The 16,520-nt window shown below is 59.5% G+C and carries 10 protein-coding genes; 5 read left to right on the top strand and 5 right to left on the bottom strand.

The window, feature by feature from the left end; all coding sequences use genetic code 11:
* Positions 1–96 precede the first annotated feature (96 nt).
* Both YQ44_RS10670 and YQ44_RS10665 read left to right on the top strand, forming a co-directional pair.
* Positions 97–462, top strand: a complete 366-nt coding sequence (locus YQ44_RS10670) for a hypothetical protein (protein WP_071323359.1) — start codon at positions 97–99, stop codon at positions 460–462.
* Positions 463–576: 114 nt separating this feature from the next.
* A complete protein-coding gene (locus YQ44_RS10665; protein ID WP_071323358.1) occupies positions 577–1,020 on the top strand; it encodes a DUF411 domain-containing protein in 444 nt (147 codons plus the stop codon).
* 118 nt (positions 1,021–1,138) lie between these two features.
* Here the strand turns inward: YQ44_RS10665 and YQ44_RS10660 are convergent, their stop codons facing one another.
* On the bottom strand, positions 1,139–3,370 hold the full coding sequence (locus YQ44_RS10660; RefSeq protein WP_071326395.1) for an NADP-dependent isocitrate dehydrogenase: 2,232 nt from the start codon (positions 3,368–3,370) through the stop codon (positions 1,139–1,141).
* A gap of 460 nt (positions 3,371–3,830) precedes the next feature.
* Here YQ44_RS10660 and YQ44_RS10655 point away from each other — a divergent pair, with 460 nt between their 5' ends.
* Genes YQ44_RS10655 through YQ44_RS10645 form a run of 3 tightly spaced genes read left to right on the top strand, consistent with a single transcriptional unit; the run spans position 3,831 to position 9,633 of the window.
* The gene (locus YQ44_RS10655) at positions 3,831–4,994 is read left to right on the top strand and encodes an efflux RND transporter periplasmic adaptor subunit (RefSeq protein WP_071323357.1); all 1,164 of its coding nucleotides are present in this window, start codon (positions 3,831–3,833) and stop codon (positions 4,992–4,994) included.
* Positions 4,994–8,179 (top strand): efflux RND transporter permease subunit, encoded by a 3,186-nt coding sequence (locus tag YQ44_RS10650; protein WP_071323356.1) that lies wholly within the window; start codon positions 4,994–4,996, stop codon positions 8,177–8,179. The genes YQ44_RS10655 and YQ44_RS10650 overlap by 1 nt, the downstream gene beginning before the upstream one ends.
* A complete protein-coding gene (locus tag YQ44_RS10645) occupies positions 8,176–9,633 on the top strand; it encodes an efflux transporter outer membrane subunit (RefSeq protein WP_071323355.1) in 1,458 nt (485 codons plus the stop codon). Before YQ44_RS10650 ends, YQ44_RS10645 begins: the two co-directional genes overlap by 4 nt.
* A gap of 139 nt (positions 9,634–9,772) precedes the next feature.
* On the opposite strand, the gene YQ44_RS10640 is transcribed toward YQ44_RS10645, so the two are convergent.
* From YQ44_RS10640 to YQ44_RS28220, 4 genes are all read right to left on the bottom strand, one after another.
* The gene (locus tag YQ44_RS10640) at positions 9,773–10,126 is read right to left on the bottom strand and encodes a hypothetical protein (protein WP_198043909.1); all 354 of its coding nucleotides are present in this window, start codon (positions 10,124–10,126) and stop codon (positions 9,773–9,775) included.
* Between the two features lie 205 nt (positions 10,127–10,331).
* Positions 10,332–12,596 carry a type IV pilus secretin PilQ gene (locus YQ44_RS10635; protein ID WP_232251249.1) on the bottom strand — a complete coding sequence of 755 codons (2,265 nt, stop codon included), beginning with the start codon at positions 12,594–12,596 and terminating at the stop codon, positions 10,332–10,334.
* A 234-nt stretch (positions 12,597–12,830) separates the two neighbouring features.
* The gene (locus YQ44_RS28855; RefSeq protein ID WP_156894779.1) at positions 12,831–13,082 is read right to left on the bottom strand and encodes a hypothetical protein; all 252 of its coding nucleotides are present in this window, start codon (positions 13,080–13,082) and stop codon (positions 12,831–12,833) included.
* Positions 13,083–13,107: 25 nt separating this feature from the next.
* Entirely contained in the window at positions 13,108–16,470 is a 3,363-nt protein-coding gene (locus YQ44_RS28220; protein ID WP_083411759.1) for an RHS repeat domain-containing protein, read from the bottom strand.
* Between the last annotated feature and the right edge of the window lie 50 nt (positions 16,471–16,520).

The following is a 16,520-nucleotide window of genomic DNA, read 5'->3' as shown; positions in this document are numbered from 1 at the left end:
GAAGCATGAAAGTTTTTCATTTTGCCATCGCGACAGGCGCCCCTGCACCGCATGTTATACTTTGCGGGCATGATACGACTCTTCACAACATGGCTGATGCTGATACTGGTCACGGCGCTGCCGCTGCACGCGGCGGCCGCCAGCATCGGCATGGCATGCGCGCCAGCCCAGCAACACGCGCCGCCAGTCACGTCCAGTGAAGTAGCTGTCCATCCTTGCCACCAGCGTGCCGCCCCCTTGACGGCCGATGATGCGCCAGCCGGCGACGACGCCACCGCCCGCCATTCCGCCTGCGATGCCTGCTCCGCCTTTTGCATGGGTGCGCTCATGGCGCCGCCTGCCCGCCTCGCCGTTCCAGATGGCGCGACCTCGGAAAGCGTCAGCATTGCCGCCGCCACGCTGGCTGCGGGATACATTCCCGACGGCCCGCGCCGCCCACCCCGGCAAACGCGCGCCGCATAAGCTCAAGCCGTCTCGAAGCGGCTGCACTCCATTCAACCACCAGCATTGCCACCGTCACCGTGGAGCCATGCTGGCGGCTACACCATCTGCATTCCTTATTTGAAAGACCTATCCATGATCAAGAATCTGTTATTGCGCGGCGCCTGCGCCGGCATGCTGGGCCTGCCCCTGTTCGCCATGGCGGCCGCGCCCGTCATCGAAGTGTATAAAAGCGCCGCGTGTGGCTGCTGTTCCGAATGGATCAAGCACCTGGAAGCGAACGGTTTTAGCGTGCGCGCGAAAAACGTGGAAATGCCGGCGCAGTACCGCAAGCTCGCCGGCATTCCTGAGCAGCTGGGCTCCTGCCACACGGGCCTCGTCAACGGCTACGCCATCGAGGGCCACGTGCCGGCCAGCGAAATCAAGCAGCTGCTGCGCGAAAAACCGAAGGCGAAAGGCCTGGCCGTGCCCGCTATGCCGATGGGTTCACCTGGCATGGAAGGACCGCGCAAGGACCCGTACGACGTCTTGCTGGTGAAAAACAATGGCAGCACCAGCGTCTACAAGCACTATCAATAAAGCTGTGAAGCCATAAAAAACGCCGCCGGGATCGCTCCCGGCGGCGTTTTTTCTGCAGTAAACTGATTTACCGCAAGCAAGCCAGCGCAAGCTGGCTTTGCTCTACATCAAGACTGCATCAGATGCTGGCCAGGGCCGCATTCAGGCTGGCGCTCGGGCGCATGACGGCGTCCGCTTTCGCCGGATCCAGCAGGTAGTAGCCGCCGATATCCATCGGCTTGCCTTGCACTTCCTTCAGCTCGTCGACGATCTTCGCTTCGTTTGCCGCCAGGGCCTTCGCCAGTGGCGCGAAGTGCGCCGCCAGTTCCGCATCTTCCGCCTGCGCTGCCAACGCCTGCGCCCAGTACAGGGCCAGGTAGAAGTGGCTGCCGCGATTGTCCAGCTCGCCAGTGCGTGGCGATGGCGACTTGTTGTTGTCCAGCAGCTTGCCGGTGGCTTCGTCCAGGGTCTTGGCGAGGATCTTGGCCTTCGCATTGCCCGTCTTGATGCCCATGTCTTCCAGCGACACGGCCAGGGCCAGGAACTCGCCCAGGGAATCCCAGCGCAGGTGGTTTTCTTCCACCAGCTGCTTGACGTGTTTCGGAGCCGAACCGCCGGCGCCCGTCTCGTACATGCCGCCACCGGCCATCAGCGGCACGATCGACAGCATCTTGGCGCTGGTGCCCAGTTCCAGGATCGGGAACAGGTCGGTCAGGTAGTCGCGCAGGATGTTGCCGGTCACGGAAATGGTGTCCAGGCCGCGGAACGCGCGTTCCAGCGTGTAGCGCATGGCGCGCGTCTGCGACATGATCTGGATGTCCAGGCCCTTGGTGTCGTGGTCTTTCAGGTAGGTTTGCACCTTCTTGATGACTTCGTTCTCGTGCGGACGGTAGGTATCGAGCCAGAACACGGCAGGCATGCCCGAGTTGCGCGCGCGCGTGACGGCCAGCTTGACCCAGTCGCGGATCGGCGCGTCCTTGACCTGGCACATGCGCCAGATATCGCCCTCTTCCACCGTTTGCGTCAGCAGCACTTCGCCCGTTGCCAGGTCGGTGATGTTGGCGATGCCGCCTTCCGGCACTTCGAAGGTCTTGTCGTGCGAACCGTATTCTTCCGCCTGCTGCGCCATCAGGCCCACGTTCGGCACGGTGCCCATGGTCTTCGGATCGAAGTTGCCATGCCATTTGCAGAAGCCGATCATTTCCTGGTAGATGCGCGCAAAGGTCGATTCCGGCATGACTGCCTTGACATCCTTCGGACGGCCGTCGGCGCCCCACATCTTGCCGCCGATACGGATCATGGCTGGCATCGACGCGTCGACGATGATATCGTTCGGCGAATGGAAGTTGGTGATGCCCTTGGCCGAGTCGACCATGGCCAGTTCCGGACGGTTGGCGTGGCAAGCGTGCAAATCTTTCAGGATTTCATCTTTTTGCGACGCTGGCAGGGTTTCGATCTTGTCGTACAGGTTGCTCATGCCATTGTTGACATTCACGCCCAGCTTGTCGAACAGCTCGGCGTGCTTGGCGAACGCGTCCTTGTAGAAAATGCGCACGCAGTGGCCGAAGACGATCGGGTGCGACACCTTCATCATGGTGGCCTTGACGTGCAGCGAGAACATCACGCCCGTCTTGAAGGCGTCGTCGATTTCCTTCTCGTAGAACTCCAGCAGCGCTTTCTTGCTCATGAACATGCTGTCGATGATTTCGCCCGCTTGCAGCGATACCTTCGGTTTCAGCACGATGGTCTTGCCCGAGGCGGTGACCAGTTCCATCTTGACGTCGCGCGCCTGGGTCAGGGTCAGCGATTTTTCGCCATGGTAGAAGTCGCCGTGGTGCATGTGCGAGACGTGGGTTTGCGAAGCCTGGCTCCACTCGCCCATCGAATGCGGGTGCTTGCGTGCGTACTCTTTGACGGCCTTCGGCGCGCGGCGGTCGGAATTGCCTTCACGCAGGACCGGGTTGACGGAGCTGCCGATGCACTTGCCGTAGCGTGCCTTCAGGGCCTTGTCTTCGTCCGTCTTCGCCTCTTCCGGGTAGTCCGGCAGCTTGTAGCCACGGGCTTGCAGTTCGCGCACGCACGTGATCAGCTGGCCTTGCGAGGCGCTGATGTTCGGCAATTTGATGATGTTGGTGTCCGGATTCTGGGTCAGCTTGCCCAGTTCAGCCAGGGTGTTCGGGACTTTTTGCTCGTCCGTCAGGAATTCGGGAAATTCTGCCAAGACACGTGCCGCCACCGAGATATCGCTGGAAACCACGTCGACGCCGGCCGGCGCGGTGAATTTTTTGATGATTGGCAGCAGGGAATACGTCGCCAGCAGCGGCGCCTCGTCAGTCAGCGTGTAGATGATTTTGGATTTTTGTGTTGCCATGTTCATTCCCTTGTATGCGGTGATGCCTGTGGTTCAGGTGGTTAACTTACTTCGTTCCAAACACATGGTGGTTGACCCTGCCCTGGACGGCTCGTGTATCGGCCCTGGGGCCTGCCTTAGCCTAACCATCTATTTTAGACTGTCCTGCCGCTATTTGTGTAAACTCCGGCGCCGTTTGGTTTTGCATCGCAAAACGGAGCACCGGATGACGAGACGGAATTATATCAAAAAGGCATTGTTTTTCACCAGTGCCTGCCGCCCATCCCCCTTCCCCGTCCCTCCACTGTACCGCCTCGCCCGGCATCGGCATCACGGTCTCGCCTCGGCCGGCAGCGCCCGGAAAAATTGCGGACACGGGCAATAAGACTTGACTTTCCCGGCGTGGCAAGTCGGATAAAGGCCATGGGAGCTGTTTTTAGCTCGACAAAACCAGGTCGACAACCGTCGCGAAAGGCAACAAATGACAATCAAACGCATCAGCGTGATTACGGCGGCGCTCGGCGCCGCCCTCACCCTCTCCGCCTGCCGGCAGGCGGCGCCCCCACCGGCCGCAGCAACACCGCCCGGCGTTCCCGTGGCCGAGGTCATCGTGCGTCCCGTGACGCCGTTTACCGAATTCACCGGCGCACTGACGGCCGTCAAACGCGTGGAGCTGCGCCCGCAGGTGGCCGGCTATATCCGGCAGGTGAGCGTGCCCGAAGGACGCTACGTCGAGAAAGGAAGCGAACTCTTCCGTATCGACCCGCGCGTCTTCCAGGCCGCGCTCGATGCGGCCACGGCGCGCCTGCGCGCGGCGCAAGCGGCGTCGCTGCTGGCCCAGGCCGAACATGCGCGCGCCGAACAGCTGTTCGCGCAAAAGATCGTCGCGCGAGACCGCCTCGATACGGCAACGGCCGCGCTGCAGGCAGGCAAGGCCCAGGTCGATGCCGCGCAGGCGGCGCTCGATGCCGCGCGGCTGGAGCTGGGTTTTACCCGCGTGACGGCGCCCATCAGCGGCAGGGTCGGCCAAACCCTCGTCACCGAAGGCAATTACGTGGCCAGCGGCGTGACGCCGCTGACGACGATCGTCTCGACCCATCCCCTGCACGTGTATTTCGACGTCGACGAGCGCACCTACCTGCGCTCGCTCGCGGCGGAGCGCGACAAGCCCAGCTTGCAAGGCAGGCAAGCGGCCACGGTGCGGCTGGCCCTCGCCACCGACAAGACGTATGCGCGCTCGGGCCGCGTCGATTTCCTCGCCAACAGCGCCGAGCGCGGCACGGGCACGGTGCGCATCCGCGCCGTCGTCGACAATGCCGATGGGAAATTGACGCCCGGCCTGTTTGCCAGGGTCAAGCTGGAGACGGGCGCGCCGCAAGCGCGGGTGCTCATTTCCGAGCTGTCGATCGGCACGGACCAGGGGCACCGCTACGTGCTCGTCGTCGGCAAGGACGACAGGACGGAATTCCGGCCGGTCGAGCTGGGCCCCGTGGTCGACGGCCTGCGCGTGATCGAGCAAGGCTTGCAGGCGGGCGAGCGCATCGTCGTCAAGGGCCTCGTGCGCCCGGGCATGCAGGTGACGCCGCAGCCGGCCGCCATCGACGGCACGCCCATCGCGGCGCCGCACGCCTCGGGAGGCGCATGATGTCCTTCCCGCGTTTCTTCATCGACCGCCCCATCTTTGCCATCGTCCTGTCGGTGCTGATGGTACTGGCCGGCATCGTCGCCTTCTTCCAGATGCCACTCAGCGAATATCCGGCCGTCACGCCGCCCACCGTGCAGGTGACGGCGTCCTATCCGGGCGCCAATCCCAAGGTCATCGCCGAAACAGTGGCCGCGCCGCTCGAACAGGCGATCACCGGCGTCGAAGGCATGCTGTATATGTCGTCGCAATCGGCGACCGATGGCAGGATGATACTCAGCGTCACTTTCGCGCAGGGAACGAACGCCGACATGGCGCAAGTCCAGGTGCAGAACCGGGTGGCGCGCGCCCTGCCGCGCCTGCCTGAAGAAGTGCAGCGCCAGGGCGTCGTCACACAAAAGACCTCGCCGGACATCCTGATGGTGGTGCACCTGCTGTCGCCGGACAAGCGCTATGACCCGCTGTACATCTCGAATTACGCCTACCTGCAGGTGCGCGACGAGCTGTCGCGCATCCCCGGCATCAGCGATGTGCTCGTATGGGGCGCCGGCGAATACAGCATGCGGCTGTGGCTGGACCCGGACCTGGTCGCCGCGCGCGGCCTGACGGCACGCGACGTGATTGCCGCCGTGCGCGAGCAGAACGTGCAGGTGGCGGCCGGGTCCGTCGGCCAGGCGCCCGATTCGACGGCCGCCTTCCAGGTGACGGTCAATACGCTGGGGCGATTGACGGACGAGGAACAGTTCGGCGACATCATCATCCGCACGGGCGGTGATGGCCAGGTGACGCGCCTGCGCGACGTGGCCCGCATCGAGATGGGGGCCGACGCCTATGCACTGCGCAGCCTGCTTGACGGCGAACCGGCCGTCGCCCTGCAAATCATACAGAGTCCCGGCGCCAATGCGCTCGATGTGGCGCAAGCCGTGCGCGCCACCATGCAGCGCCTGGAAGCGAACTTCCCGGCCGGCCTCAGTTCGCGCATCGCCTATGATCCGACCGTGTTTGTGCGCGCCTCGCTCGAATCGGTGGCCACCACCCTGCTCGAGGCGACCCTGCTCGTCGTGCTGGTGGTGGTGCTGTTCCTGCGCAACTGGCGCGCCTCGCTGATACCCCTCATGGCCGTGCCCGTATCGCTGGTCGGCACCTTCGCCGTCATGCACCTGATGGGCTTTTCGCTCAACACCCTGTCCCTGTTCGGCCTGGTGCTATCGATCGGCATCGTCGTCGACGACGCTATCGTCGTCGTCGAGAATGTCGAGCGCCACATCGAAAACGGCGAGGAACCCGCGCAGGCGGCCAGGCGCGCCATGGACGAGGTCACGGGCCCCATCATCGCGATCACCTCGGTGCTGGCCGCCGTCTTCATCCCGACCGCCTTCCTCAGCGGCCTGCAAGGCGAGTTCTACCGCCAGTTCGCGCTGACCATCGCCATCTCGACCATCCTCTCGGCCGTCAACTCCCTCACGCTCAGCCCGGCGCTGGCCGGCTTGTTGTTGCGCCCGCGCAAGACAGGCAGCGCCCGTCCGCCACGCGATCCTCGCAGCCTGCGCGGACGCGCCGACCATCTGCTGCACCTGCTGGGCAAGCCGTTCCAGCGCGCGCCTGGCGCATATGGCAATACGGTGCGCAAGGTCGTGGGCGTAAGCGGCGTGGCGCTGCTCGTGTATGGCGGCCTGCTCGCGCTGACCTTCTTCGGCTTCAAGGCCGTGCCGCCCGGCTTCGTGCCCATGCAGGATAAATACTATCTGGTCGGCATCGCCCAGTTGCCGAACTCGGCATCGCTGGACCGCACCGACGCCGTCGTCAGGCAGATGTCGAAGATCGCGCTGGCCGAGCCGGGCGTGGAAAGCGTCGTCGCCTTCCCCGGCCTGTCGATCAACGGCTTCGTCAATGTGCCGAACGCGGCCGTCATGTTCGTCATGCTCGACCCGTTCAAGGACCGCACCACGCAGGAGCTTGGCGCGACGGCCATCGCCGCCCGCCTGCAGGCGAAATTCGCCAGCATCCCCGACGGCTACCTCGGCGTATTCCCGCCGCCACCGGTGCCCGGACTGGGCGCCACCGGCGGCTTCAAGATGCAGGTCGAGGACCGCGGCGGCGCCGGGCTCGACGCCCTGGCGCGGCACACCCAGGTCCTGATGACGAAAGCCGGCGAATCGGGCCAGGTGGCCGGCCTGCTCACGAGCCTGGACATCAATGCACCGCAGCTCGATGTCGCCATCGACCGCACCCAGGCCAAGAGCCAGGGCGTGCACCTGGCCGACGTGTTCGAGTCGCTGCAGGTGTATCTCGGCTCGCTGTACGTCAACGACTTCAACCGCTTCGGCCGCACCTACAAGGTGACGGCCCAGGCCGACGCGCAGCACCGCATGCAGGCCGAAGCCATCGGCCGCCTGCAGGTGCGCAACGCGGCCAGCGCCATGCTGCCGCTGTCCTCGTTCATCACCGTCACGCCCGCTTCCGGCCCGGACCGCGTGATGCACTACAACGGCTATCCATCGGCCGACCTGTCGGGCGGCGCGATGCCGGGCGTCAGCTCGGGACAGGCTGTGGCCGTGATGGAACGGCTGGCAAAGGAAGTCTTGCCTGAAGGCATGAGCTTCGAGTGGACGGACCTCACCTACCAGCAAAAACTGGCCGGCGATGCGGCGCTGTTCATCTTCCCGCTGTGCGTGCTGCTCGCCTATCTCATCCTCGCGGCGCAATACAACAGCTGGCTGCTGCCGCTGGCCGTGCTGCTGATCGTGCCGATGTGTCTGCTGAGCGCCATCGCCGGCGTCTGGCTGACGGGCGGCGACAACAACGTCTTCGTGCAGATCGGCCTCGTCGTGCTGGTCGGCCTGGCCGCGAAGAACGCGATCCTGATCGTCGAATTCGCGCGCAGCCTGGAAATGCAGGGCGCCAGCGCGCTGGAAGCCGTCATCGAGGCGTGCCGGCTGCGGCTGCGGCCCATCGTCATGACTTCGCTCGCCTTCATCGCCGGCGTCGTACCGCTGGTGCTGGCCAGCGGCGCCGGCGCCGAGATGCGCCAGGCCATGGGCATCGCGGTCTTCGCGGGCATGCTCGGCGTGACCCTGTTCGGCTTGTTCCTGACGCCGGTGTTTTATGTGGCGATGCGCGGCCTGGCGGCCCGTTTCGAGCGGCGCCAGCCCGCCCCCCAACCGCACCTGGAGGAAAGCACGTCATGAGAAATCTATATCAAACAGTTGTATTGCCACTGGGCGCCCTCGCCCTGCTGGCCGGATGCGCGGCCGGGCCCGACTATGCCGCGCCAACCCTGCCCGCGTCGCGGCTGCCCGCCAGCTTCGGCCAGCCGGTTGCCGGCCTCGGCGTCGGAACCGTCGAGGCCGAGTGGTGGCGCGCCTTCGACGATGCGGCGCTGAGCACGCTGGTCGGGCGCGCGCTGACGGCCAACCACGACATCGGCATCGCCGCCGCGCGGCTCGACGAATCCCGAGCCATGCTGCGCGAAAGCGGCCAGGGCTTCCTGCCGCGCGGCGGTGCCGCGCTCGGCGTCGAGCAGCGCCGGCGCAGCGACGCCGAAATGCCGTCCGGCCAGCCGCGCCGCACGGACAGCTATCGCGGCGCCATCGATGCGAGCTGGGAAATCGACCTGTTTGGCCGCGTGCGGCGCTCCGTGGAAGCGGCCGAGGCACAAGCCGGTTCGCGCCAGGCGCTGCTGCGCGGCGTGCAGGCCAGCGTGGCCGCCGCGGTGGCCGCCACCTGGTTCGAGCTGGGCGGCATCGAGGCCGAACTGGCTGTCGTCGCCGACCTGCGACTCAGCCAGCGCGACAGCCTGGCGCTGGTCGAACGGCAGGTCGGCGCCGGTTCCGCCAGCGAAGTCGACCGGCTGCGCGCCGTCGCCCTGCTGCGCCAGGTCGAGGTGGAAGCGCCGGCACTGGAGCGGCGCCGCGCGGCCGCCATCAACGCGCTGGCCATCCTCGTGGGCGAAACACCACAACTGTTCAGCTTGCCGGCCGCCGCGCCCGCCGCTGCGACGCTGGCGGTGCGCCCGCTCGCCGTGGGCGATCCCGCCGCCCTGCTGGCGCGGCGCAGCGACATCGCGGCGGCCGAACGCGGTCTCGCCGCGGCGACGGCGCGCATCGGCGTGGAAACGGCCGGACTCTACCCGGAAATGCAGGTGCAAGGCTCGATCGGCTTCGTGGCGGGCAGTCTCGACGCGATGGGCGACGCGGGCGCCCTGTCCGGCTTCCTCGGCCCCGTGCTGCGCTGGTCCTTTCTCGATACGGGCCGCGTGCGCGCCCGCATCGCCGCCAGCGAGGCCCGCGCCAGGGAAGCCCTGCTCGTCTACGACCAGACCATCCTGCGCGCGCTGCAGGAAACGGACGACGCCTTCCTGGCCTATGCCGCCGCAGGCGACACGCTGGGCTTGCGCCTGCAAGAGTCGGCGGCACAGCGCGAAGCGGCCCGCCTTGCCCGCTTGCGCTTCGCGCAAGGCGCAGGCGTTTACCTGGATGTGCTCGACGCCGAGCGCGCCGACTTCGCTAGCCGGCGCGCACTGGCCGCCGCCCGCACCGGGCAGCGGCTGGCCATCGTCGGCATCTACAAGGCACTGGGCGGCGGCTGGGAAGTGTGTGCGTCGGCGGCAAGCGATTGCGGTGGGGCCACGGGCATGCCTTGACGCCCCGACGCAGGGCCAGGCGCTGTGATACCGGCCACCTCTAATGAAAAATGCCTACTCCTCGGAGTAGGCATTTGATGAGATACTGGTCACCCTCGCATATCAATGATGGCATCTACATAGGCATGCCCATCAAAACTTACATCAGCTCGAAGTACATCAGTGTCTCTGACATCGATTGATCCTTGCACGCGTCAAGCCCGCGAAACCTGACAGTTTTCCCAGCGGTATATGCGGCAAGCATGCCAGCATAATATTCCCTGGCATACCGACGCTTCAAGGAAAACGATAAATAATCGCCATTGCTACCATGACACGCAGGTGCGTCCTTGACTCCACCCTCTGGAAACACATAGACGACATCGCCATCCTCATAGACGACAATCGAGGATATCTTGGCAACCGTCCAGCCGGCTGCAGCACTGCCGCTCAATGCCGATAAAAAAAGACACACGGCCAATTTGGCTATTTTCGAACGATATTTCATCAGCATCCAATTCCTGGTAAGTCATTCATCATATACAACGCCGTATCACATCCCTCAGCAATGATTTACACTCATCGCATCAAAAGAACGCGGGAAGAACCTGCCGCAAATCGCCGTGATTACCCGGCGATACGCGGCCCCTGCGCAGCATGCCTCTTCCCGCGCAGGTCCCGTTCAAGCACCATCGGCTACCCACAGCCCCGCAGTCGAACTACTTGCCGTCGACAACTTTGATCGCCAGCGGCGCCGGCATCACGGGCTCAATCGTCCTGTTATTGACGGTAATCGGTGTCGACGACAGGATTCTGACTTCCGCCTTCGGATTGGCCTTCAAGGCCTTCAAGGTAATGACGGCCGCCACATCCTCGCCGCGCGCGCCCGCCGTACCTGAACGCAGCACACTGGCGAAGATGCGGCCCGTCGTCGCATCCACATTGCTCGACAGCGTGCTTTGTCCGCCATTTTGCTTGAAGAAGCCGCCCTCTTCCACGCCCATTACCTGGAAGGCCGTCGTGTCATAGGCGATCTGCAGCGGCAGGTTGCGCAAGTCGCCATCGCTTTTGATGCGCACGGCAAGCTTGAATTGCTGCCCCGCCTTCACCTGCTCGGGCGCCTGCAACTGCAAACTGACCGCCACCGGCTCGATATCCTTGCGTGGCGCTCCTGGCCCCTCTTCCTGGCCAGCCATCGGAGACGCGCCGCGCGCCATGACGCCTTGTCCCGCACCAGGCGCAGCGGGGTCCAGGCCCTGCTTTTCATTGGCGACCTGCATCGTCAATGGACGCGTGCGCAAGGCCGACTCGGTGCCGGACCAGAATTCGCTGGCGGCGGCGTCAGGACGGTTGATGTTGCGCACCAGGCGTGGCGTGATGGACAGCACGATTTCCGTCTTGTTGCGGTCATCCTTCTGGCTGGAAAACAAGCGGCCCAGCACAGGAATATCGCCGACGCCCGGTACGCGGTTGGCGGCCATGCGGTCTTCGTCATTGATCAGGCCGGCAAGCACCTGCGTCTCGCCATCCTTCAGGCGCAGGACGGTCGACGCCGAACGCGAACCGATCTGGTAAGCCAGCGAACCGCCGGGCGTGCGCACCTCGTTGCTGATGGAGCTCACTTCCAGGCCGATCTTGATGGCGACTTCATCGCCCAGGTAAATCGTCGGTTCCACATCGAGCTTGATACCGACGTCGAGATACTGCACGCTCTCGGAAATGACGCCCGTCGCCGTCGTCGTCGAGGTCGACACAGGGACCTTGTCGCCGATCATGATCTTGGCTTTTTCCCGGTTGCGCGCGCGGATGCGGGGATTGGCGAGGATATTCGCGTCGCCGACGGCGCGGCGCAGATTCACCGTGGTGGGACCGATGCTGGCCGTGATGCGGTCAGCGTTCAGCCCCTTCAAGTCGCTCAGCGTGGTGCCGCCGATGCTGCCGATCGGCGCCAGCACCAGCTGGCTCGGCCATTGGATCCCCATTTCCAGCAAGCGCGAACGCTTGATTTCCAGCACTTCGACTTCCAGCATCACTTCCGGCTCGTACAGGTCATGCATGGCGATCAGCTTTTCCGCCAGGCGCACCGCATCCGGGGTATCGCGCATGACCAGCAGGTTGAGCTTTTCATCGATAAACGTATCCTTCGATTTCAGCAAAGCCTTCAGCATCGCCTGGGTCTGCTTGGCATCGGCATTGGCCAAGTAAAAGCCTTTGACCACCAATTCCTGGTAATCCTTCAATTTCTCCGTGGTATTCGGATAAATCAAAATCGTGCTGCTGTTCAAGACCTTCTTTTCCAGGCGGCTCGTCTGCAGAATGAACTCGATCGCGTCTTCCAATGTTGCCTGCCGCAAGAATACGGTGGTGCGCAAATCGGGACGGACATCCTTGTCCAGAATAAAATTGACGCCGCTGGTACGCGCCAGCGCTTCAAACACCATGCGCACGCTGGCATCGCGGAACTCCAGGTTGATCGGCTTGCGCTGCCCCATCTGCAAGAGCGGCTCGACCGTCCTGTCCTGCGTCTGCTTGCTCTCGATCTGGCGTTTCAGCGCCTGCGCCTCGACATCCGAAGGACTCTCGGACAAGACTGGACGCAACAGCCCCAACGCGCGATCCAGGTCGCCCCGCTTGAACGACTCGCGCGCCTCCACGATCAGCGGTCCATGCAAACGCTCGCGCGCCAGCAGCTCGATGCCATGCGACGCCCGACTGTTGGCCTTTTCGATCTTCAGCACGCGTTCATACAGCGACTGCGCCTCATCGAAGCGCCCGGCACCGCGCTCGACCTCGGCAGAGGCCAGCAAGCGCCCAACCTGCTCCGCCCTGCGACTCAGCAGGTCCAGCCGATACTGCGAATTATCAGGCGCCTGCGCCACGGCGCTTTCCAGATTGCTCAGCCCATCCTCCGTCTTGCCCTCGGCAAGCAAATTCAGGCCCGAACGATGTTCGCGTTCGCCGGCGCAGGCTGACAGCAGGAGCAAAGTAACAGTGGCAGATACAACTTTACGGAATTTCATATTAGAGACTGACAATTTGATACTTCAGAAAATACAACGGGGTGGTCAGACAATTTAAATATTGCCCGCAAGAAATAATTCGACATAAACGCGACATCAGCAATGCCATCTACTATATCGGCTCGCCTATTCAAAGAAATTCGAAATCTTTCCCTAAATAGCCGAGCCGCAGTTTTCTAAAAATTTCCAATGAAAAATTTAATTCCCATCCGGAGTTAACCGAATTCCATCACGCATCATATAGCAGTCAATAAACCCCGCAATATCACCAGGCGCATACACTGTCAAAAATGAATCATTTGGCGCAACAGTAAAAGAATTATGGATTGTACGCTCATCAAATGTTGCATGAATCTCAACTTTTTCGCCAGGTTTCAAAATAAAGTACTCCGAAAGTGGCTCCAAGAGAATCTTCATAGCACTAGAACATTCGTTTTGTAGTGGCAGCATCAAGTGCGCATTCGACATATATCACCTATTTCCAAAGATTGAGAATATCTTCCATGTAAGCTGCGCGTTCAGGGGCAACGACACCGCCCCTACCCTCTTCAGCAACCTTAATGTACATTTTGTGTGTAGCCTCCACTTCAGCTCGACTGACAGACGCCTGAATCCTAGCCATCGCCGCTGCATCTAGGGACTGTCTCGCAGCTGCGACCCCTTCCGGACCATTTCCCCAATTATAAATATTCTTCAGCTCACCGGCATTCTTTGTCGCAAAAACTTTATTCTTTGCCAATTGTCGTGCAGTTCCAACCTCCAAACCTACCTGCCCGACTGGAAGCACCGTTGCAACGGTGATAGTAACCTTTGCACCAGCATCTCCAACCATCCCAAACATTCCCAGGAAAGCAGATTGCGCCTGTTCCCAAATGTTGCACTGGCGGAAAGCGCAGAGGCTATTATTGACATGCTTCTCAACAAAACCTTCCTCTTTAGCCTGTGTCGCCTGTGTCATAGCAAGAGGTGCACGTGGAGCAGCAGACTTAGCGTTGACATAACTGCCATTGACTGCCGATTCTATTTTTCTACCACGCATACTGACTATTTGGCCATTGGGCGTCATAGCAGCCCCGCCTTGATAGGACCAATACCGCCCATTGAAATAATCATAGGTCATGGGATCATAACGCCACTGACTTTCAGTTACTGTTACGTTAGGCATTGTCGGCTCATTTGCATAACCACTTGGATCAACAAATGCCAATGGATTTCCATAAGCATAAGCGTAGCGGTTAAATGACTGCAGATCTCCCGGATCAGAAACCGTTGGATCTGCGGACAAGAAGCGTGCAATCACGGGATCATATACCCGGCCGTTCATGTGGATTAAGCCAACCTCCTCCAAATGCTGATGATTGGTAAATCCTCTGTCGGAGTTAACGCCTTTGATTGAATCAGTAGCATCCTGAACCCCGTTAGCATACTGACGCTTTCCAAATGGCTCATAAGCAAGCCTTTCAACCACCGCCCCCGCCTCATTACTGATTGCAACGGTAGATCCAAGATGGTCTCGGTGAAAGTATTGAATAGACTTGACACCTGATTTTTGTTTAACAACAGCAATTATCTCGCCACCTATTGACACAAATTGACGATGTTCCACACTTCCGTCGCGCCTAATTTCCTTTTCATAATTCAGGTCACCGATATTATTTGGATGCACATAGAAAGTAGTAGAATCCGGACCGACTTCCTTAATCCTTGCATGACTCGCATCATATAAAAAATCCAAGTTTTTACCTGCCATTGAAATTCGTGATGGCATATCAAAACTGGTATAAGAAATTATGCGCTCCGCACCAGAGATATTGATTCCAGCTGCATTTCTTGTAAAATCTTTCGATAGATTGCCGTTAGCATCATATTCAAATCGACGACTCCCTCCATTGCCAAGCTGAATAGTTCCCACGGCATGCGGCAGCACCTTGGGAGAAGTATCGTATTTATATATCCCGATACCAGAGCGCGAATCAATATTCCCTATTTGATCGTACTTATAGGTCTGCGTTACCAAACCAGCTGCACCAGAATTCACAGTGGAGGTCTGTACACGATTGAGATTATCATACAAGAAAGATTCCGTCAGACCTTGTACATAATCTATCCGAGAGCGCAAATTCCCAATGGGGTCAAAATCGTAAGCGATATTTTGCACACCATTCCCAGTGCCAGCATAGATCTTTTTAATAAGTCTATTGCCATCATAGTATTCCCTTGTCGTAACAATGCCATTCCCATATACCTGCTTAAGCATACTTTCATCAGCATCCATTTCCTGTGCCGCCCAATACAAGGCTTGACTATCAGAATCGCGCACTTCCTTCAGGTATCCTGTTTGAGTATATACATAATTCAAGCCTAGTCCGGCAGGAAATGTTTTTTTAGACAACCTACCGTTGGCATCATACGTCGCCGACGTTGTATATGCTGCATCAACATTGACGACATTACTACTATCTCGGCCGAATCTGTCATAAGAAAAAGTTTCAGCATATCCATTATCTGCCGAAACCTTGCACAACTTCCCGATGCCCTTCTCACAACTATCATAGACCCACGAAGAAATCAAATCAAACTGATTGCGCGCCGTCAATCTTCCCAGCTTATCATATGAAAATTTTGAGACTTGCCCTTTAGCATCGGTTTGCGAAACTACCTGTCCCAATACATCATTAATATAAGTTACAGTCCCCAAATCAGGGTCATCCATCTGCATTTTTCTGCCAAGGGCATCATAAGCAGTTGCAATTACATTGCCTTTAGCATCGACTGTTTTCCACAAGTCACCTGACGCATTGTAATAATAACTTAATACATTTCCTTCATTATCAATAGACTTGGAAATTTTCCCTTGAACATTAGTTATGCTCGTCTTAACCTGGCCCAATGCATTCTTAATTGTTCTACTCGTCCCATTGTATGCATAAGTAGTTTCCGCACCATCTGCACCAACAACCGTGCTGACACGCCCGATAGCATCGTAGGCAATGATATTCCAGCGAATCTGTTTACCCTTATAATAAGGATGACTTACTCTTGATATGCGTCCGTGCTCGTCATACTCTCTACTGACAGTGATTATCGAACCATCAAATCCCGGCGACTCTTCCCCAATTGCACGATCCAACTCATCAAAGTAAGTTTTACTCCAGGCACCAACCACAGTTACCCCATCGGTGGCTAGCGGCGTTGCCTGAACAATATATTTAGCATCCGTTGGACAAGTACCATTCCCGCCGTTTATGCCGCTACAGAATTGGTAATCCCATTTAATACGATTACCATCCGCTCCGATCGCCAGAATTTTCCGGCCAAAACTGTCATACTTGATTTCTGTCGCAAGTCCGTTCACATCGGAAATCGTTCGTTGCGATCCGAATAGTGGATCAAACGTAAAACTGCTGGCTTGCGACAAGGCGTTAGTAGCCACGGACACAAACTGGCCACGCCCATCGAATGAAATTCGATTTTCCCGCATTGCAATTGCTCTATCACCCGTTGCAGTCGATGAAATGGATGTCACATTCCTATTACCCCAGGCATCATATTTAATGCCTGCCTCCAGTCGCAACTGCGCATTATCCGGCTCCATCGTGGCAGTACTCAAAAATCCAGTAACCGGATCATATGCATATGCCACGGTTCGACTTATGCTGGCGGCGGGCGGCATCACTGGCGCAGCTACCGCCTGCATTAGCGCCCCCCCTCCCAACAAGATCAAAAGAAGGCGCGCATACATCTTTGCCAGCTTTATTTTTTTATTCACATTTATCAACATCTCTGCATTGCCATAAATTACAGCATGTGCAGATAGCCAGTTGCAGTCATAACCCATGAAAAATCTCTTTCGTTATTTTTTCGCTTTGAACAATTCTAATTATCCCG

Origin of the sequence: Janthinobacterium sp. 1_2014MBL_MicDiv (assembly GCF_001865675.1) — a bacterium.
Lineage (GTDB): Bacteria > Pseudomonadota > Gammaproteobacteria > Burkholderiales > Burkholderiaceae_D > Janthinobacterium.
The sequence above is the reverse complement of the archived record's forward strand: the minus strand, read 5'-3'. Positions and strand labels throughout refer to the sequence as shown.